General features: G+C 70.1%; 3 protein-coding genes (1 of these 3 running past the window's edge). All 3 read left to right on the forward strand.

Going from position 1 to position 21,733, the window contains the following annotated elements:
• Tightly spaced (each overlapping or abutting the next), the 3 genes in view from FMP39_RS24635 to FMP39_RS24645 form a layout consistent with a single transcriptional unit that may run on beyond the window.
• Complete coding sequence (locus FMP39_RS24635) at nucleotides 1-6,459, forward strand: type I polyketide synthase (RefSeq protein WP_194858549.1); 6,459 nt, start codon at nucleotides 1-3, stop codon at nucleotides 6,457-6,459.
• Nucleotides 6,456-15,608 carry a non-ribosomal peptide synthetase gene (locus FMP39_RS24640; protein ID WP_141592657.1) on the forward strand — a complete coding sequence of 3,051 codons (9,153 nt, stop codon included), beginning with the start codon at nucleotides 6,456-6,458 and terminating at the stop codon, nucleotides 15,606-15,608. Before FMP39_RS24635 ends, FMP39_RS24640 begins: the two co-directional genes overlap by 4 nt.
• On the forward strand, nucleotides 15,605-21,733 hold the beginning of the coding sequence (locus FMP39_RS24645; protein WP_141592658.1) for a non-ribosomal peptide synthetase. It continues 7,305 nt past the right edge of the window; only the first 6,129 of its 13,434 coding nucleotides appear in the window; its start codon is at nucleotides 15,605-15,607; its stop codon lies off the right edge, out of view. The genes FMP39_RS24640 and FMP39_RS24645 overlap by 4 nt, the downstream gene beginning before the upstream one ends.

A 21,733-nucleotide genomic window follows, 5' to 3' on the forward strand; every position in this document is an offset into this window, starting at 1 on the left:
ATGAGCGCAGTGTCCAATATTGAGCACGACCCCATTGCAATCATTGGCATCGGCTGCCGCTTTCCAGGGGGCGCGAAGTCACCACGCCACCTCTGGGAGCTGCTCACCCAGGGCCGCTGCGCCATCGTAGAAGTCCCGAAGGAGCGCTGGGACCACCGCCGGTACTACGACCCGGACCCAGACAAGCCAGGCAAGACGTACGTGCGGGCGGGAGGCTTCCTGCAGGAAGCCATCGACACGTTCGACGCGGCCTTCTTCTCCATTTCGCCCCGGGAGGCGGCGACGCTCGATCCGCAGCAGCGCCTGCTCGCGGAGGTGGCGTGGGAGAGTCTGGAGGACGCGGGCCTTCCGGCGGACAAGCTCGCGGGCAGCCCCACGGGGGTCTACGTCGGCGGGTTCATGCTCGACAGCATGCTCACGCACATGGGGCCGATGAACCGCGAGCTCATCGGACCGCACACGGCGGTGGGCTCCACGATGACGGTGCTCTCCAACCGCCTGTCGTACATGTTCGACTTCCAGGGGCCGAGCATCTCCCTGGACACGGCGTGCTCCTCGTCGATGGTCGCCGTCCATCTGGCGTGCCAGGACCTGCGCAGCGGCACCACGTCACTGGCGCTGGCGGGTGGCGTCAACGTCATGTTCCGGCCCGAGATCTTCGTGGCCATGAGCAAGGGCAAGTTCCTGTCGGCGGACGGGTACTCCAAGAGCTTTGATACCCGCGCGGACGGCTACGGCCGTGGCGAGGGCGCCGGCATCGTGGTGCTCAAGCGGCTCTCCGACGCGGTCCGAGACCAGGACCGCGTCTACGCCATCATTCGAGGAACGGGCGTCAACCAGGACGGCCACAGCGAGTCCATGACGGCGCCGAGCTCTCGCGCGCAGGAAGCGCTGATTCGCCGCGTCTGCGCCGGCGCCGCGTTGGACCCCACCGAAATCCATGCCTTCGAGGCCCATGGCACGGGCACCGCCGTGGGTGACCCGGCGGAGCTGGGTGGCCTGGGCGCCGTCTCCAAGCGCGAGGACGGCCAGGGACCGTGGGTCGGCTCGCTCAAGGCCAACATCGGGCACCTGGAGGCCGCGGCCGGCGTGGCCGGTCTCATCAAGGCGAGCCTGTGCCTGCAGCACCGGCAGTTGCCCCCGCAGGCCAACCTGCGCAACCTCAACCCCGCCATCCCCTTCGACACGCTGGGCATCCGCATCCCGCGCGCGCTCGAAACGCTCGCACCCCGGAAGGACGAGCCGCTGCGGATGGGCGTCAACTCCTTCGGCTACGGCGGCACCAACGCCCACTGCGTCATCGAGCAGGCCCCGTCCGCCGCATCGCAGGCCCGCGCCGACGCAACCCCGGCGCCGCTGCTCCTCCCCCTCTCCGCCCGCAGCCCCGAGGCGCTGCGCGCCCTGGCGCAGTCCTACGCGGAGATGCTCGCCGCGCCGACGTCGGCCTCGCTGTCGGACATCTGCTTCTCCGCGGCCACGCGCCGCGCCCACCATGAGCACCGGCTGGCGCTGCTGGCGACGGAGGACGTGGCCGACCTGACGGCGCGGCTGGAGTCCTTCGCCTCGGGCAACCCCGCCGAGCTGGGCGCTTCTGGCCGGACGCTCCAGGCCGCGGATGCCCGGCCCGTCTTCGTGTTCACCGGCATGGGGCCCCAGTGGTGGGCCATGGGCCGGGAGCTCTACGCGCAGGACGCGCTGTTCCGCGCCACCCTGGACCGCTGCGACGCCCTCTTCCAGCGGCTGGCGGGCTGGTCGCTGCTGGAGCAGATGCTCGCGGACGAGCAGTCCTCCAACATGGCGCGGACGGACATCGCGCAGCCCGCGAACACGTTCCTCCAGATTGGCTTGCTGGAGATGTGGCGGCGCGCGGGCATCACGCCCGCGGCGGTGATTGGCCACAGCGCGGGTGAGGTCGCGTCGGCCTATGCCGCCGGCCGCTTCACGCTGGAGCAGGCCATGCTCGTCATCTACGAGCGCAGCCGCATCCAGGCCAAGGCCGCGGGCCAGGGAAAGATGGCCGCCGTGGGCCTCTCCGAGGAAGGCGCGCGCGCCGCCATCCGGGGGCGTGAGGACCTGGTGTCCATCGCCGCCATCAACGGCCCCAACGCGGTGACGCTGTCGGGTGACGCGAAGGCCATCGAGGAGATCGCCGCGGAGCTGGAGGCGCGCGGCGTGTTCCAGCGCATCCTGAAGGTCGAGGTGCCGTACCACAGCCCCGCCATGGAGAGCCTGAAGCCAGAGCTGCGGCGCTGCCTGGCCACGCTGAAGCCCTCCGCCGGGCACCTGCCCACCTACTCCACCGTCACGGGCGGGCGCATCGAGGGCATTGCCTACGACGCGGAATACTGGTGCGACAACATCCGCGAGCCCACGCTCTTCGCGAAGGCCGCGGGGCAGATGCTGAAGGACGGCTACCGGCTCTTCATCGAGCTGGGGCCCCACCCCGTGCTGCTGGCGTCCATCAAGGAGTGCTGCGCGGAGGCCCGCGTCGAGGGCCGCGTCCTCACCTCCCTCCGGCGACAGGAGCCCGAGCACAAGACGTTCACCAAGGCCGTGGCCGAGCTCTACGTCGCGGGCATTCCCATCGACTGGAGCGGCCTCTATCCGCAGGGCTCGCGCTACACCCCGCTCCCCACCTACCCCTGGCAGCGTGAGAAGCACTGGCACGAGTCGGAGGAGGCCCTCACGGACCGTCGGGGTTCGGACGAGCATTCGCTGCTCGGCCCCCGCGTCTCCGCGCCGCTGCCCACCTGGGAGCGCGGGCTGAACGCGCGCTTCCTGCCGTGCCTCCAGGACCACCGCGTCCGGGGCTCGCTCGTCGTCCCTGGCGCCACCTACGTCGAGCTGGCGCTCGCTGTTCGCCGCGCCATGGGCCTCTCCGAGCCGCATGCACTGGAAGAGGTGCGGTTCGAGAACGCGCTCGTCGTCACTGGCCATGACGAGCCCGTCGTCCGGACCACGTACGACGAGGCGGCGCAGACGGTGACCATCTACAGCCGGCCGCGCGACAACCGCACGGCGTGGACCCGTCACGCCACCGCGCGCATCCGCCGGAACGTCCACACGCCACCGGAGACACAGGCCCGGGTGAGCGAGCTCGGCATCCACGCCGAGGCGCCGCTCGACACCGAGGCGCTGTACCGGATGCTGGCGACGCGCGGGCTCGAGTATGGCCCCAGCCTGCGCGGCATCCACACGCTGCGCCGCAACGAGAAGGAACTGCTGGCCGAGATTGTCCTTCCCGAAGCGGAAGTGGCGCGCATCACCGCGGATTCGCAGATGCTGCTCGACCCCGTGTGGTTGGACCCGTGCCTCCAAGCCATGGTGTCCTGGCTCCCCGAGGACGACGCGCGGCTCTACCTGCCCATGGGATGCCGGAGCATCCAGCTCTCCACCCCTCCCGTGGCCCACGCGCCGCTGTGGTGCCATGCCCGGATTCGCGCGCGCACGGCCCACAAGCTCGAGTGCGACATCACGCTGCTGGACGGCGAGGGACGGGTGTCCGCGAAGCTGACGGGCGTCGAGTGCGCCGCGCTCGCGGACCGTGAGGAGTCCGTGCCCAGGCCGGCGTTCTACGACTGGACGTACACGCACGCCTTCGAGGCCACCGCCGAGGAGCTGCCCGCGAAGAGCCAGGGCACCTGGCTCGTCTTCGCGGACCAGGGCGGAATCGGCGCCGAGCTCACGCGTGAACTCCAGCGGACCGGCATCCAGGACCTGGTCCTGGTGACGCGGGGCGAGACGTTCGTCCGCGAGTCGAACCACCGCTTCCAGGTTCGTCCCGGGAACGCGGAGGACATCCGTTCCCTCGTGGAGGCCGTGGGCCGTGTCCGCATCCAGCACGTTGCCTACCTCGCCGGCCTGGACGCGCGTCCGGGAGTCGAGTCGAACGACGTGCAGGCGCTGCTCGACGTGGTGCTGGCCCTGGCGCCGGGCGATGGCGCGTCGCTGCGCATCGTCACCCGCGACGCACAGCGCGCGGCCCCCGGTGACGGTCTGGGCGCGCTGTCCGCCACGCCGCTGATTGGCTTCGCGCGCGTCGTCCCCGCGGAGTTCCCACACTTGCGGACCCGCTCCATCGACCTGCCGAAGGGCGCCTCGACGTCGCAGCCGGAGCTGATCGAGCGGCTTGCTCGTGAGCTGCTGGCGGAGACGCAGGAGGAGGAGGTCGCGCTGCGCGACACCCGCCGCTTCGTCCGCCGCCTCAGCGCCAAGCCCCTTCCGGAGTGGGAGGCCCAGACGAAGGGCACGCCCGCGCCGGCCGGTGTGGAGCAGGTGTTCGAAATCGCCCTCGACGGCGCCGAGCGCCGGCCGCGTCGAGCCACGCGCAAGCAGCCCGCGCGCGGAGAGGTCGAAATCAAGGTCACCCACGTGACGCTGACCCGCGCCGCGGCCGTGCAAGGCCGGCGTGCGTCCGACACGCACTGGCCGCTGGAAGTGGGCGGTGTGGTGGTCGCGGTGGGCGAGGCCACCCCGGGCTTCACGTCCGGCCAGGTGGTGCAGGCGCTGGTCGCGCAAGAAGCGCCCGTGGTGGGCACGCACGTGGTGCTGCGCCTGGACCGGGACTTCGTCAGCGCCGGCACGTCCCAGGGACGGCTGCTGCCCTTCCTAAGCGCGGAGTACGCGCTCCATGTGCATGGCCACATCCATGCCTCCGAACGGCTCCTCGTCATCGGGGACGCCGGTGGCGTGGGCACTGCCGTGGTCGAGCTCGGCCGCGCCGCGGGAGCCCGGACGGCCATCGTCCTGGACGGCGACACGCGGCAGGTGCCAGAGGGCGTTCGTGTCTTCGACCGGCGCTCGCCTTCCCTCCCGGAAGACATCCTGGAGTGGACGGACGGCGCGGGCGTGGACCTGCTGGTGAACGCGTCCTGCGACGCGGAGCCCACCCTCACCAGTGTGCTCGGGGCCTTCGGCCGCTTCGTCGATGCGGGCCCGCTTGCTCCGGCGGAGGGCCTGTTCGCCACCGCCTGGCCCCGTGGCGCGGCCTGCGCACGCGTGGACGTCGCGGCCATGCTGCGCCAGCGTCCCCACGAAGTCGCCGCGCGGCTCCAGTCCGTCCTCGGCCGGTTCCAGACGCTACCGGCGCTGCCGTCCGAGTCCTGGCCCGTCACCCGCGCCGAGGAGGCACCGGCGTGGTTGGCGGAACATTCACAGGACCAGGGGCTGGCCCGGCTCACGCTGACGTTCACCGATGGTGAGCCGCTCGCGCTCGCGCCGGCGGCGGACGAGCCGCTCTTCGATGCGAACGCCACGTACCTCGTCACCGGCGGCTTCGGCGGGTTCGGCCTCGCGCTCGCCCGTTGGATGGTCGCGGAGGGTGCGCGGAACCTCGTGCTCACCGGCCGCAAGGGCGCCTCCACACCGGAAGCCAGACAGTTGGTCCAGGACCTGGAGGCGGCCGGCGCTCGCATCACCGCGGCTGCCGCGGACGTCAGCAGCATGGACGACATGCGGGCGCTGTTCGCGCGCATCGACGCCACGCACCCGCCGCTCAAGGGCGTGCTGCACACGGCGGCCGTGCTGGACGACGCGCCGATGCCCGACCTGAACCTCGAGCGCATCCAGCGCGTCATGTCTCCCAAGGCGGGCGGCGCGTGGATTCTTCACGAGCTGACGCAGGACCGGCCGCTGGACCTCTTCGTCCTGTTCTCGTCCGTCGCCGCGCTGATTGGCAACCCGCGTCAGGGCAACTACGTCGCGGCGAACAGTTTCCTCGACGCGCTCGCGGAGCACCGGGCCGCGCGAGGGCTGGCGGCCATCAGCATCCACTGGGGCGTGCTGGGTGAGTTCGGCATGGCCCAGGACGAAGCGGTGCGAACCTACCTCGAATCGCTCGGCCTCAACCCGATGGCGCCCGCCACCGTGTTGACCGCGCTCAAGCGGGTGCTGCGCCTGCGCACGCCGCAGTTGGGCCTCTTCGACGTGCAGTGGTCCAAGCTGGGCCGCGCCGCCCCACACCTGGGCAAGTCCGCCAGGACGTCACACCTGCTGGGCAGTGCCCAGGGCGGCGCACAGAGCGAAGCGGAGCAGCTGCGCGGACATCTGTCGGGGCTGGCCCCCGAGGCCCGGCAGCCGGAGCTGGAGAAGTTCCTCGTCGAACGGCTCGCCAGCATTCTCCAGATTCCCATGGAGCGGGTGGAGCCGCAGAAGCCCCTGTCCCTGCTGGGCGTGGACTCGCTGCTGTCGATGCAGGTCCAGCGGACCATCCGCGAAGCGCTCGGCATCGAGATTCCCGCGCTGGAGCTGCTGCGCGCCGGGAGTCTGGTGGAGGTCGCCACCAACCTGTCGTCGAAGTTCGACGGGCCCGCTGCCGCCGCCGCTGCGCCCGCGCCGGAACCGGTGACGGAGGAAGCCGAAATCGAGCAGCAGGTGAACAGCATGTCGGAGGGTGAGCTGGACACGATCCTCCAGGCCATGCTCGCCGCGCAGACGGCGCAGGAGAGGGAGACGGCATGAGCACCCCGGCTGACAACATGAAGGGCCTCTCACTCGAGGCGAAGCGCAAGCTGCTCGCGGAGCTCATGGCGAAGTCCGGGAAGGCGGCCCCCCGCCTCTCCCCGCTCGCGTCCGGCCAGAAGGCGCTGTGGCTCCTGCACCAGCAGGACCCGGAGAGCGCGGCCTACAACACGCCCTTCGCGCTGCGCATCCGCTCGCAAATGGATGTGGCGTCGCTCAAGCGCGCGTTCGGAATGCTGGCCGAGCGCCACGCTTCCCTGCGCACCACGTTCTCGTCCACCGCGGAAGGGCAGCTCGTCCAGACGTGCCACCCGACCCTCGAGCCGAGCTTCACCCACGTGGACGCGCAGGGCTGGAGCGCCGAGCAGCTCCAGGCCGAGGTGGCCCGCGCCTACCGTCAGCCGTTCTCCCTGGAGCGGGGTCCGCTGCTCCGGGGGAACCTCTTCTCCCTGGGGGCCGAGGACCACGTCCTCCTGATGACCGTCCACCACATCGTCTATGACGGGTGGTCCGCGGGCATCCTCCAGCAGGAGTTCAATCAGCTCTATCAGGCCATCGCGCGAGGCGAGCAGCCGTCCCTGCCGCCCGTCACGGGCAGCTACGCCGCCTTCGTCGCGCAGCAGGCGGAGACGATGTCGGGTGCCGCAGGGCGGGCCCACTGGGACTACTGGCAGAAGAAGCTCGATGGTGAGCTCCCCATCCTGTCGCTGCCCGCCGACCGCAGCCGGTCGGCGGTCGCCGCGAACCGGAGTGGCGCGAGCCCGTTCCGCCTCTCCGCGGAGCTGACGGCCCGCATCAAGGCGCTCGCGCAGAGCGCCGAGTCCACGCCCTTCGTCGTGCTCGTGTCCGCCTATGCCGCCCTGCTGGGGCGTCTGGCGCGGCAGGAGGACATCCTGATTGGCTCACCCACGGCGGGCCGGCCCGGCTCCGCCTTTCATGACGTCGTGGGCTACTTCGCCAACGCGGTGGCGCTGCGCGCGGACCTCTCCGGCGCGCCGTCCACCCGGACCCTGCTGGGCCGGATGCGCACCGTCGTCCACGAGGCGCTCGCGCACCAGGACCTCCCGTTCGCATCGCTCGTGGAGCGACTGAACATCGAGCGCCGTCCTGGCGTGTCTCCCCTCTTCCAGGCGTCCATCTCGCTCCACGCCTCGCGCGAGGGTGGCGGCGCCATGGCGCTGTGGGCCTCGCCCGACGAGGACGCCCGCGTCCATTGGGGCAACCTGCAGCTCGAGCCCTTCCCCATCAGCGACCAGGAGTCGCAGTTCGACCTCACGTTGGAGATGTGGGAGACGCGAGGCGCCTTCTCCGGCGTGCTCCGCTTCAACCGCGCCCTCTTCAACGACGACACCGTCGCCCTGTGGCGCGGCTACTTTGAGAAGCTCGTCGAGGAGATGGTCCGCGCGCCGGATGAGCCGGTGGCCCGGCTGTCCCTGGCGGTCAAGGCCCCGTCCCCCGTGCACGAGGCGCGCGTTGAAAGCGCCCCGGCCGTCACCACCGCTCAGACCCTCACCGGCTGGTTTGAGGCCCAGGCCGATCGCAGCCCGAAGGCCACCGCGCTGACGTTTGGCGAGACGCACCTCAGCTACGCCGAGCTCAACGCCCGGGCGAATGTCCTGGCGCATGCGCTGCGCGACCACGGCGTGGGCCCCGAGTCACTGGTGGGCATCTGCGTCGACCGCAGCGCGGAGCTGGTCGTTTCCATCCTCGGCGTGCTCAAGGCCGGCGGCGCCTATGTGCCGCTGGACCCCGCAAGCCCGAAGGACCGGCTCGCGTTGATTCTGGAGGACGCGGAGGTCACCGCGCTGGTGACTGAGTCCAGCCGCACCGGCGAGCTTCCCACCCAGCGTGTACCCACCGTCTTCGTGGACGCGCTCGACTGGCAGGGCGGCCGGCGCACGCCGAATCCCGAGCCGGCCATCACGCCGGACACCGCCGCCTACGTCATCTACACCTCTGGTTCGACGGGGCGCCCCAAGGGCGTCATCGTCACCCATGCCAACGCCACCCGGCTGTTCACCACGTCAGAGCCGCTCTACGGCTTCGGGCCGGATGACGTCTGGACGCTGTTCCACTCCGCGGCGTTCGACTTCTCCGTCTGGGAGCTCTGGGGGCCGCTGCTGTACGGCGGGCGCCTGGTCGTCGTGCCCCACTGGATGACGCGCGCGCCCGAGGCCTTCGGTGAGCTGATTGCACGTGAGGGCGTGACGGTCCTCAACCAGACGCCGTCCGCGTTCCGAGCGCTGACGCGCGCGCCGTCCATCGCGGACGGCAAGGGTGGCCGCGGCCTCAAGTGGATCATCTTCGGTGGTGAAGCGCTGGACGCGGCGACCGTGCGCCCCTGGTTCGAGCGGTATGGGGACGCCAGGACGCAGCTCATCAACATGTACGGCATCACCGAGACCACGGTGCACGTCACGTACTACCGGGTGACCGAGGCTGACCTCACCTCCGCCGCGAGCCCCATCGGACGCCCGCTCCCGGACCTCGAACTGCACCTGCTCGACGAGCACGGCCAGCCGGTACCGGCCGGCGTTCCGGGGGAGATGTACGTCGGCGGCGCTGGTGTTGCGCGCGGCTACCTGAAGCGCCCCGAGCTCACCGCACAGCGCTTCGTCGAGGACCCGTCTTCGCCGGGCAAGCGGCTCTACCGCTCGGGCGACCTCGCCATCCGCCTTCCGGATGGCGGCTTCACGTACCTGGGGCGCATCGACGACCAAGTGAAGATTCGCGGGTTCCGCATCGAGCTGGGTGAAATCCAGTCGGTGCTCGCCACGCACCCGGCGGTCGTTGATGCCTACGTCACCACGCACGAGCGGAGCGCGGACGACCGCCGCATCGCCGCCTACGTCGTGCCCAGGGACAACGCCGCGGAGATGCTCCTGTCCTCGGATGCGGACGGCGGCGTCGGCGACACGCACGTGGGCGAGTGGAAGGCGCTCTACGACGACCTCTACGCACGCTCCGCCAGCGAGCCGCAGCTGGACCCCAGCTTCAACATCGCGGGCTGGGACAGCAGCTACACCGGCGCACCGCTCAGCGCCGAGGCGATGAAGGAGTGGGTCGACCACACGGTCCACCAGATTCTCGTGCGGAAGCCCCGCCGCGTGCTCGAGATCGGCTGTGGCACCGGTCTGCTCCTCACGCGGATTGCGCCGTCCACGGAGGCCTACTGGGCCACGGACGTCTCGGGTGTCGTCGTCAACATGCTCCGGAGCAACACGGCGAAGTCGGCCGGGCTCGAGCATGCGAAGCTCTTCCACTGCGCGGCGGACCAGTTGGACGGCATCGACTTCGGCGACATGCGCTTCGACGCGGTGATGCTGAACTCGGTGGTCCAGTACTTCCCGAGCGCGGAGTACCTCGCCCAGGCCCTGGAGAAGGCTTCACAGCGGCTGGACACGGGCGGCGTCATCTTCGTGGGTGACGTGCGGAACTTCCGCCTGCTGGAGGCCTTCCACGCGTCCATCGTCCTGGCGCAGGCGTCCGGCACGCTCGACCCACAGGTGCTCAAGACCCGCGTGGCGCAGCGCATGGCGGCGGAAGAGGAGCTGGTGCTCGCCCCGGACTTCTTCTGGGCCCTCAAGCAGCGCATCCCCCGCCTCACCCACGTGGAGATTCGCCCGAAGCGGGGCGCGTGCCTGAACGAGCTGACACGCTTCCGTTACGACGTGCTCATCCACCTGGACACCCCGCCCAGCCCCGCCCCCGACGTGGCCTGGGGCCCGGGCAACGTGAGCCTGCCCGAGCTCCGCGCCCGGCTGACCCAGGACGGCACCCGGCGTGTCGGCCTGCGCGGCATCCGGAACGCGCGAGTCGAGGCGTCCTTGGACGCCCTGGCGAGCGTGACGGATGGAGCGGCCTCGCGGCCCGGTTCCTTCGAGAAGCTCCGTCGGCGTGTGCTGGACCGCGACGCCACGACGCCCGCGAGCGCTCCGGATCCTGGCATCGACCCCGAGTCTCTCCACCAGCTCGCGGAGGCCCTGTCCCTCAACGTCGCCTTGGACTGGTCGCGCGGCGGCGTGGATGGTTCCTTCGACGCGGTCTTCACCCCGGCCGCGAAGTCGGCGCATGGGCCCGTGGCCCTCTTCGGCAGTGCACCGGAAATCGTCGCGGGGGCACGCCGCGCCAATGACCCGCTCCGGAGCCGGGTGGATCGCCGCCTGGAGAGCGAGCTGCGCAAGCGGACGCAGGCGAGCCTTCCCGAGTACATGGTGCCCGCGAGCATCATGGTCGTCGACCGGATTCCCCTGACCGAGAACGGCAAGGTCGACCGGCGCGCCCTGCCGGTTCCATCCGTCTCACAGGGCCTGGAGACGGCCTACGTCGAGCCGCGCAATGGCGAGGAGGAGATCCTGGCCAGCATCTTCGCCGAGCTGCTCGGCGCGGAGCGCGTGGGCGTGCACGACAGCTTCTTCGACCTGGGCGGACACTCGCTGCTGGCCACGCAGGTCGTGTCCAGGATTCGCGCCGTGCTGGGCGTGGAGATTCCGCTGCGCACGTTCTTCGCGAGCCCCACCGTCGCGGGGCTCGTGACGGCCGTCCAACAGCAGCGCCAGCGCCCCGGAGTGGCCGCGGTCGACTTCACCGGGCCCATGGAGCGCCCGGAGCGCATTCCGCTGTCTTCCTCCCAGGAGCGGCTGTGGATCGTGGACCGCATCGAGGAGACGCGGGCCCCCATCTACGTCATCCCGCTGGTGCTCCGGCTCCGAGGCCCCCTCCACCACGAGGCCCTGCGGCAGAGCCTGGACGCCATCGTCCAGCGGCATGAAGTGCTCCGCACGTGCTTCCCGGCAGAAGGCGCGCAGCCCTTCCAGGTCATCTCCCCGAACGTCACGGCCGAGCTTCCGCCCACTGAGGAGCTGGCCCACCCGGCCGGCGCTTCGGAGGCGGAGCTGCTCGGGCTCATCCAGGTCCAGGCGGGCTTGGAGGTCTCCCGGCCGTTCGACCTCGAGCGGGGCCCGCTGCTGCGGATGCGCCTCTTCCGCATCTCGGAGTCGGACCATGTGCTGGTCCTGACCATGCACCACGTCGTCTCCGACGGCTGGTCCGTGGGCATCCTCGCGCGTGAGCTCGCGGCCGGTTACAACGCGCTGCGCTCGCAGCGTGAGCTGGCCTTGCCGCCGCTCCAGGTCCAGTACGCGGACTTCGCGCTGTGGCAGCGGCAGCTCTTGCGGGACGGCGCTCTCGCGGAGTCCATCGAAGCGCACAAGCAACGCCTGGCGGGGGCGCCCACCTCCCTCAACCTCCCCAGCGACCGGCCCCGGCCGGAGACGCCGACGTACCGGGGTGGCGTGGTCCGCTTCGACGTGGACCGTTCCCTCACGGCGCGCCTGAAGGAGCTGAGCCGCCGGGAAGGCGCCACGCTGTACATGACGCTGCTGGCGGCCTTCACCGCTTACCTGTCACGGCTGAGCGGCCAGAAGGACCTCATCATCGGCTCGCCGGTGGCGAACCGGAATCGCGCGGCGGCGGAGCCGCTGATTGGCTTCTTCGTCAACACGCTCGCGCTCCGGATGGACCTGTCCGGCGACCCCAGCTTCCTGGAACTGCTGTCGCGCGTCCGGCGCACGGCCCTGGACGCCTACGCGGACCAGGACGTGCCCTTCGAGAAGCTGGTGGAGGTGGTCGCGCCCGAGCGGAGCCTCAGCCGCCAGCCCCTGGTCCAGGTGATGTTCGCGCTCCAGAACGCGCCGTTCTCACCGCCCGCGCTGGATGGGCTCGACGTGCAGCTGCTCGACCTGGACAGCGTCACCGCCAAGTTCGATCTGACGCTGTCGATGCAGGAATCCGCGGATGGCCTCTCCGGCCTGCTCGAGTTCAGCGCGGACCTGTTCGACCGCGAGCGCATCGAGCGGATGGCCGAGCACCTCGTCGTCATGCTCCGCGAAGCGGTGCAGGCTCCAGAGCGCCGGGTGCCCGAGTTCGCGCTATTGGGTGTGAGCGAAGCCAGCCTGGTGGCGAAGTGGGAGCAAGGCCCCAGTGCCCCGCCCGCGCCCGGCTCGGTGGTGGAGTTGTTCCAGGCGCAGGTCGCGCGCGCACCTGAGGCCATTGCTCTGGAGCATCGCGACGTCCGCCTGAGCTATGGCGAGCTCGACCGGCGGGCGACGCGCCTTGCCCGGCACCTGGTTTCATTGGGCTTCGGACGGGAGAAGCGGGCCGCCATCTGCCTGCCGAAGTCGGTGGACTTCATCACCTGCATCCTGGGCGTGTGGAAGGCCGGCGGCGCGTATGTCCCGCTCGACCCGGAGTACCCCCAGGCGCGCCTGGGCCACATGCTGGACGACTCGGGCGCGGAGGTGCTGCTCACGGAGCGCGCCCTGGGCGAGCGGCCGGGCTTCCAGGGCCAGACGCTGTGGATGGATGAGCCCCTGCCGGAGCACGCCGAGCCGTCCACCCTCCCGTTCCCCGACGCGGATTCCGCCGCCTACGTCATCTACACCTCGGGTTCCACCGGGAAGCCGAAGGGCGCGGTGCTGGAGCACCGGGGCGTGGCGAACCTCGCCGTGGCCTCGGTCCCGCTCTTCGGTCTCGGACCGGACAGTCGGATCCTCCAGGCGGCGTCGCTGTCCTTCGACGTATCCGTCTGGGACATCGTGATGGCGTTCGCCAGCGGTGCCCGGCTGGTGCTGCCCACGGATGAGACCGCGCGCGTGGGCGAGTCCCTGGCCACGGTGCTCACGGAGAAGCACATCACCCAGGTGGTGCTGTCACCCTCCGCGCTCGCGACGCTGCCAGAGGGGGCCTACCCCGATCTCCGCGTGCTCATCACGGCCGGAGAAGCGCTCCCCTCGGAGCTCGTGAAGAAGTGGGTGACGGACACCCGTCGCTTCATCAACGCGTATGGTCCGACGGAGACGACGGTCATCGCGACGGTCGCCGAGCTCAAGCAGGGCGACACGGGCGTTCCATCGATCGGCCGGCCCTTGCCAGGGCTCGTGGCGCGCATCCTCGACGCCGACCAGCGGCAGGTCCCCATCGGGGTTCCCGGCGAGCTGTACGTGGGCGGTGTGGCACTCGCGCGCGGGTACCACGGACTCGACGAGCTCACCCGGACACGCTTCATCCCGGACCCCTACTCCGATGCCCCGAACGCCCGGCTCTACCGAACCGGCGATCTCACGCGCTGGAGCGCCGACGGCAGCATCGACTTCCTGGGCCGCATCGACGACCAGGTGAAGCTGCGCGGCTACCGCATCGAACTGGGTGAGGTGGAAACCGTCGTCGACAGCCACCCCGCGGTCCAGCGGTCGGTCATCACGGTCCACCAGGGGCAGCTCGCGGCCTATGCCGTGGGCCGTCCGGGCACGGCGCTGACGATTCAGTCCCTGCGCGACCATGCCATGGGCCTGCTTCCGAACTACATGGTGCCGGCGCACTTCGTCGTGCTGGAAACCTTCCCGCTGACGCCCAGCGGCAAGGTGGACCGCAAGAAGCTGCCGGACCCCGTGCAGGCCCAGGCGCCCGCCGCCTTCGCCGATGCGCGGACGCGGGAGGAGCAGATCCTGTCCAGCATCTGGGCCACCGTCTTGAAGAAGGAGTCCGTGGGTATCCACGACAACTTCTTCGCGCTCGGCGGTGACTCCATCCTCGGACTGCAGATCATCTCCCGCGCCACCCAGCAGGGCCTGCGGCTGCGACCGCGCCAGCTGTTCGAGCACCAGACCATCGCCGACCTGGCGCGCGTGGCCTCCAGCACCCAGGTCATCAACGCCGAGCAGGGGCTCGTGACGGGCAGCGCGCCCCTCACCCCCATCCAGCATTGGTTCTTCGACCAGAACCGCGCCGGGCCGCAGCACTTCAACATGGCGGTGATGCTCGACGTGGAGCCGGGAATCGACCTGGCCGCGCTTCGCGGCGCGCTCGAAGCGGTGGAGCGCCACCACGACGCGCTCCGCTTCCGCTTCCGCTTCCGCAAGGACGGTGACGGCTGGACCCAGTTCCACGCGGAAGAGGCGGCGCTGACAGGCATTCCCCTGGACACGCTGGACGTGGACGGGAGCGAGCACGTGGAAGAGGCGCTCGCCGACCTCCACGAGTCCCTGGACCTGGAGCAGGGCCCGCTCATGCGCGCCGCCCTGCTGCGGCTGGGTGGGGACTCCGCGCGGCTCGCGCTGGTGGCCCACCACCTGGTGGTGGACGCCGTGTCGTGGGGAATCATCATCGAGGACCTGCTGACGGCGTACAGCCAGTTGTCGAATGGCCAGGAGGTCGGCCTCCCGCCGAAGACGACGTCCTTCCAGCACTGGGCGAAGCGGCTCGAAGCGTATGCGGCGACGCCCAACGCCCGGGCTGAGCTCGACGCCTGGCTCGCAACGGCGCAGCGGGATGACTCGCAGGACCTGCCGCTGAACGACCCACACGCCCCGGACACGGTCAGCGACGCGGGCACGCTCGTGACGTGGCTGGAGGCGGAGGAGACCCAGTTGCTGCTGAACGAGGTCCCGACGGCGTACGACGTCAAGGTCAACGAGGCCCTGATTGCCGCGCTCGCCCGGACGCTCACGGGCTGGTCCGGCAACAGCACCGTCCGAATCGACCTGGAAGGCCATGGACGCGAGTTCCTGTTCGACGACGTGGACCTGAGCCGCACGGTGGGCTGGTTCACCGCGCTCTTCCCGCTCCGCCTGCACGTGGGTGCCCGGGAAGGCGTGCGTGAGACGCTGGCCCGCGCGAAGGACGCGCTGCGCCGGACGCCTCGGGGCGGCATCGGCTACGGCGTGCTCCGTGCGCTGTCGCCGGATGCGTCGATTCGTTCGAGGCTCGGCGCGATTCCGAACGCGGGCATCGTCTTCAACTACCTGGGACAGATGGGCGCCGTGCCGACGCAGGGCGTGGTGCGAGGCCGCGCCAAGGAGGGACTGGGCCTGCTGCACGCGCCTGGCGCCACCCGGCCCCACCGTATCGAGCTCAACGCCGTGGTCGAAGCGGGTCAGCGTCTCCGCCTCGACTGGACCTTCGGCGCCAAGGTCTTCCACAAGGAGACCATCGAGCGGCTGAACGCGGAGTTCCACGCCAACGTGCGAGCCATGATTCGCGAGCGCGCGGAGCCCGCCGCGGCGGTCCGGGTGGCGTCTGACTTCCCGGCGGCGCGTCTGAGTGCCAAGGATTTGAAGCGCGTGCTCACGCTGACCAAGAAGTCGCGATGAGCCAGGTGGAAGGTGAGGGGCAGGACAGCGCCATGACGTCAGAAGAGTCGATCGAGGACATCTACGAGCTCGCCCCCATGCAGCACGGCATGCTCTTCCACGCGCTGATGGAGCCCGGCGCGGGCATGTACGTGGAGCAACTGAGCTGCGAGGTCCGGGGGGACCTGCCCATCAACCGTTGGAAGGAGGCCTGGCAGCACGTCCTCGCCCGGCATCCCATCCTGCGCTCGGGCTTCCTCTGGGAAGGTCTGGAGAAGCCGCTCCAGGTCGTCGCGGTGGAGGCCGAAGTCCCCTGGCGCATCGAAGACATCCGGCACGTACCGGCGGACGCGCAGCAGCGGTGGATTGACGACTTCCTGCGCGAGGACCGGCTCCAGGGCTTCGACCTGGGCACGCCGCCCCTGATTCGTTGCGCGCTGATACGGCTCGACGACGCACGCCACCTGTTCGTGTGGACCTACCACCACCTGCTGCTGGACGGGTGGTGCTTCTCCATCGTCCTCCGCGAGGTGCTCGGTGCCTTCGAGGAGGGCGTCGCAGCGCTGCCGCCAGCCGCACGGCCCTACCGCGACTACATCGCCTGGCTCCAGGAGCAGGACCCCTCCCGCGCGGAGTCCTTCTGGCGCGAGCGGCTCCAGGGCTTCAAGCAACCCACGCCACTGCCCTTCACCGAGCGACAGGACACCAGCGGACCGGCGGGCGATACGCAGCCGGAGGTCACAAAGCGGCTGTCGCCAGAGCTGACCGCGCGGCTCACGGGCTTCGCGAAGGCGCACCGGCTGACGCTCAACACGCTGGTCCAGGGCGCATGGGCGCTGGTCCTGGCGAGAGCGACAGGCACGGACGACGTCATCTTCGGCGTGACGGTCTCTGGCCGTCCCGCCGACCTTGCCGGTTCCGAGTCCATCGTCGGACTCTTCATCAACACCCTGCCCCTGCGAGCGCGGCTGGACGGCACGGCGCAGGTCGCCACGTTCCTGTCGGGGCTTCAGACTGAACAAGGCGCGGTCGAGCCGTACAGCTACGCCTCGCTGGCGGACATCCAGCACTGGTCGGACGCGCCGAAGGACCGACCGCTCTTCGAGAGCATCCTGGTGTTCGAGAACTATCCGCTCGACGCCTCGACGCTCCTGCCTCGCAGTGGCCTCACCATCAGCTCGGTCACCACACACGACCGCATCAGCTACCCGCTGGCGCTGGTCGCCATCCCGGGCGAGTCGCTGGAGCTGCGCGTCATGTACGCGGCGGACGCGTTCTCCCGTCCGATGGCCGAGCGCATCGCGCGGTTGCTGGTAGCCGCGCTCGAGTCGCTGCCGGGCGCGAAGACGGTCGGCGATATCGACCTGATGGACGAGGCCGCCCGGAGCGTGCTGGCGGAGTGGGGCCAGCATCCCCGTGCCTACGACGTCACTCGCCCTGTGACGGCCCTACTGAACGGGGCCGCGCCCGACGCGACCGCCGTGGTGGGCCCCGACGGCAAATCCATCAGCTACCGCGAACTCGACCGCCACGCCGAGCGCGTGGCGCGGCATCTCCGTCAGTTGGGCGCCGGTCGGGAGTGCATCGTCGGCGTGTGCATTGGCAGGTCCGTGGAGATGGTGGTGGCGCTCCTGGGCGTGCTCAAGGCGGGAGCCGCCTACCTGCCCCTGGACCCCAACTATCCCGCTGAGCGGTTGGCCTACATCGTGGGCGATGCGGCACCGGTCGCCATCCTCAACACGGGTGCGGACCCCATCGCGGACACGCGCGTTCCCCGGCTCGACGTCTCCCGAGTCCTGAACGTGACGGACACGCCCGGCGTCCCCGCGAAGGAACCGGTGCGGCTGGATGACCTGGCCTACGTCATCTACACCTCGGGTTCGACCGGCGCGCCCAAGGGCGTCCTGGTCACACACCGGAACCTGATGAACCTGGTGTCCTGGCACACGGAGGCTTTCGGCCTCACGGCGAAGGACCGGACGACCCAGCTCGCCAGCACCGCGTTCGACGCCGCCGTCTGGGAAATCTGGCCGACGCTCGCTGCGGGCGCCACGCTGCACCTCGTCCCACCCGAGCTGTCCAGTGCCCCCTCCGACCTGGCGAACTGGCTGGTGGCACAGCAGATCTCCATCAGCTTCCTGCCGACGGTGGTCGCAGAGTCCGTGCTGGCCTTGCCGTGGCCTTCGCCGTGCGCGCTGCGCTTCGTGCTCACGGGCGGCGACCGGCTCCACGCCACACCGCCCGCGGGACTCCCGTTCCAGCTCGTCAACAACTACGGCCCCACTGAGACGACGGTGGTGGCGACATCCGGAACCGTCGCTCCGGATGGCAAACAAGGGCTGCCCTCCATCGGCCGGCCGGTCGCCAATGCCCGCATCTACATCCTCGACCACCAGCGGCGTCCCGTCCTTCCGGGTGTCATCGGAGAGCTGTACATCGGCGGCGCGGGCGTCACCCGGGGCTACCTGAACCGGCCGGACCTGAACGCGGAGCGCTTCGTTCCCGACCCGTTCGCGGGCGTGCCTGAAGCGCGCATGTACGCGAGCGGCGACTTCGCCCGGTTCCTCCCAGATGGAACCATCGCGTTCCACGGCCGGGCGGACCGTCAGGTCCAGATTCGCGGCGTGCGGGTGGAGCTTGGCGAAATCGAGGCCGCGCTGGCGGCCCATCCCAACGTGACCGCGGCGGCCGTGGTGAGCGAGGCGCAGCGGCAGAACGGTGACGTTCGGCTGATTGCGTTCGCGGTCAGCGACGTGGTGCCTCAGCCCGACGCGGCCGTGCTCACGCAGTATCTGGCGACGAAGCTCCCCACGGCCATCCTTCCCAGCCGGGTCATCGTCATCGACCGGCTTCCGTTGACGCCCAACGGGAAGGTCGACACCGCGGCGCTCGAATCCCGTGCCCTGGAGGCCCAGCCCCAGGTGGCTTCGGCCGCGCCTCGAACGCCCCATGAGGAGATCCTCGCCGGCATCTGGAGCGCGGTGCTCGGCCAGGAGCGCGTGGGCATCCACGATGACTTCTTCGATCTCGGTGGGCATTCACTGAAGGCGACGCAGGTCATCGCGCGCACCCGCGAGGCCTTCGGCGTCGACATTCCCGTCCGAGCCATCTTCGAGCGCCGGACCATCGCGCAGCTCGCGGAGACGCTCTCTGGACAGGGCACGGCGGTCGAGCCCATCCCGCACGTGGAACTGACGGGAGACACGCCCGTCGCTCCGGGCCAGGAGAGCCTGTGGTTCATCGACGCGCTCGGAGGGGACAGCGCGGCGTACAACGTCCCGTTGGTGCTCCGGCTCCAGGGGACGCTCGATGGCAGCGCGCTCGCAAGGACGCTCCAGCTCCTGGTTGAACGCCATGAGGCGCTCCGGAGCACCTTCCACGACCGTGGAGGCACGCCCGTCCTGCGAGTCCAGGCACCTGCCGCCTCCGTGCTCGTGAGCGAGGACGTCTCCCCTGCCCTCCTCGACGCACGCATCGCCGAGGAGGTCGCCGCGCCGTTCTCGCTGACGGACGGCCCGCTCTTCCGCGCGCGGCACTTCCGGCTCGCACCCGACAGCCACGTCCTGGTCCTCAACCAGCACCACATCATCGCGGACGCCTGGTCCGTCGGAGTCCTGCTGCGCGAGTTCTGCATCGTGTACGCCTCGCTGGTGAGCGGCACGGAGCCGGACCTACCCGCGTTGCCCGTTCGCTACGCGGACTGGGCCGCATGGCAGCGGCAGCGGCTGGAATCAGGACGCCTGGACGAGAGCGTTGCCTTCTGGCGTGAAGCCTTGAAGGACGCCCCGCCCGTCCTTCCGCTTCCCACCGACCGTCCGCGACCGGAACGGCAGCGGTTCCATGGGAAGACCCATGGCTTCGTGCTGGAAGCGCCGCTGGGCCAGCGGCTCGAAGCGCTCTCCCGGAGCTCGGGCGCCTCGCTGTTCATGACCCTGCTCGGCGCCTTCGCCGCGTACCTCGGGCGCATCAGTGGCCAGGAGGATGTGGTGATTGGCTCGCCTGTCGCCAATCGCGACCGGCACGAAACGGAGGGAGTGGTCGGGTACTTCCTCAACACACTCGCGCTCCGCGTCGACCTGTCTGGAGACCCGACGTTCTCCGAACTGTTGCTGCGCGTCCGCAAGACGGCGCTCGATGCCTACGCGCATCAGGACGTACCCTTCGAGAAGCTCGTGGCCGCACTCGAGCTGCCGCGTGGACTTGCGCACAACCCGCTTTTCCAGGTGATGTTCGTCCTCCAGGGCCAGAGCGGTGGCGAGCTCCAGCTCCCCGATGTTCGCGCCGAGATTCAAGCGCCGGTGAGCTCGACGTCGAAGTTCGACCTCACCTTCTTCGTGGAGCCGCGTGAGGGCGCGCTCGCCTGCAGCATCGAGTACGACACGGACGTCTTCGACGCGGACCGGATTGACCGGATGGCCGCGCACCTCGGCCGGCTGCTCCAGGCCATCGCCGAGGAGCCCGAGCTCCACACCTCAGAGCTCCCGCTCTTGTCCAACGAGGAGCGGCGTCTGTACGCCGACCTCAACCGCACCGAGCGCAGGTACTCCGGCCGCACCCTCCCCGAGCTGTTCGATCGTCAGGCCCAGAAGACGCCTGACGTGGTCGCGCTGGAGCACCAGGGCGTGACGCGGACCTACCGCCAGCTCCATGAGGCCGCGGAAGCCCTGGCCGACCGGCTGGGTGCCTTGGGCGTGGGCCCAGGGGTCCGGGTTTCCATCTGCCTGGACCGCTACATCCATGCGCAGGTCGCCCTCCTCGCGGTCCTCAAGGCCGGTGGCGCCTATGTGCCGCTCGATCCGACGTACCCGCCTGAGCGCCTTCGCTACATGCTGGAGGACGCCAGGCCGCGTGTCCTGCTCACGGAGAAGAAGTACAGCGAGCTGCTCCCGTCTCAGGGCCTGACGCAGGTCCTGCTGGATGACACGGAGGCGCCTGCCACGAAGACACCGCGGCCCCGGGTGGAGCCGCATCATCTGGCCTACGTCCTCTACACGTCGGGCTCGACGGGCAAGCCCAAGGGCGTGGCCATGCCCCACCGGGCACTCGTCAACCTCATCGAGTGGCAGACCGAACACGCCCGCCCCCTGCGCACGCTCCAGTTCGCGCCGCTCAACTTCGATGTGTCGTTCCAGGAGACCTTCTCCACCTGGTGCTCGGGTGGCACGTTGGTCCTCATCGATGAAGGCACGCGACGCGACCCGGACGCGTTGGCCGACTTCCTCGATGCGGAGCGCGTCCAACGCCTCTTCCTGCCGGCCGTGGCGCTCCACCATCTGGCACAGGCCGCGCTGCGCACCGCGCATCGCGTTCCAGGGCTCACGGAAGTCATCACCGCGGGAGACCAACTCCGCATCACCGACCCCATCCGCCGCTGGTTCCAGGAAGGTGGCAAGCGCCTTCACAACCACTACGGTCCCACCGAATCGCATGTGGTGACGGCGCTCGAGTTGGAGGGCGACCCGCGGCACTGGCCTGGGCTGCCGTCCATCGGGCGGCCCATCGCCAACGCTGCGGTCCACCTGCTCGACGCGAACCAGCGCCCCGTTCCGGTGGGAGTGCCCGGAGAGCTCTATCTGGCGGGCACGTGCCTCGCCGACGGCTACCTGTCACGGCCGGACCTCACCGCCGAGCGCTTCGTCGACCTGCCCCTGTCTCCCCCCGTGCGGGCGTACCGGACCGGGGACCTTGGCCGGTTGACGGTGGACGGGAGCATCGAGTTCCTCGGCCGCGCGGACGACCAGGTCAAGATTCGCGGCTTCCGTGTGGAGCCCGGCGAGATTGAGCGCGCCCTGTGTGCCCACCCCGATGTCCGCGATGCGGCGGTCATCGTCGACGGTGATGCCACGCGCGAGAAGCGGCTGGTGGCCTACGTCGTCCCGGAGACGGTGCGGTTGGCCGAGCTGCCCGACTTCCTCGCCAGGGACCTGCCCGAGTACATGGTTCCCGCGCTGTTCGTGCCGTTGCCCGAGCTGCCCCGGACGCCCAGTGGCAAGGTCGCGCGCCGTGCGCTCCCCGCCCCCGTCGCGCCAGTGCAGACCGAGAGCCCGTCCGAGCCGCCTCGTACGCCCACGGAGGCGGCCGTGGCACGGGCCTTTGAACAGGTCCTGGGACGCGGCGTTGTCGGGCGGGACCAGGACTTCTTCCAA

Origin of the sequence: Myxococcus sp. AB056 (assembly GCF_006547365.1) — a bacterium.
Lineage (GTDB): Bacteria > Myxococcota > Myxococcia > Myxococcales > Myxococcaceae > Myxococcus > Myxococcus virescens.

Coding starts and splice junctions, on each gene's coding strand:
- FMP39_RS24635 (WP_194858549.1), top strand. CDS start 1: ATGAGCGCAGTGTCCAATATTGAGCACGACCCCATTGCAATCATTGGC.
- FMP39_RS24640 (WP_141592657.1), top strand. CDS start 6,456: ATGAGCACCCCGGCTGACAACATGAAGGGCCTCTCACTCGAGGCGAAG.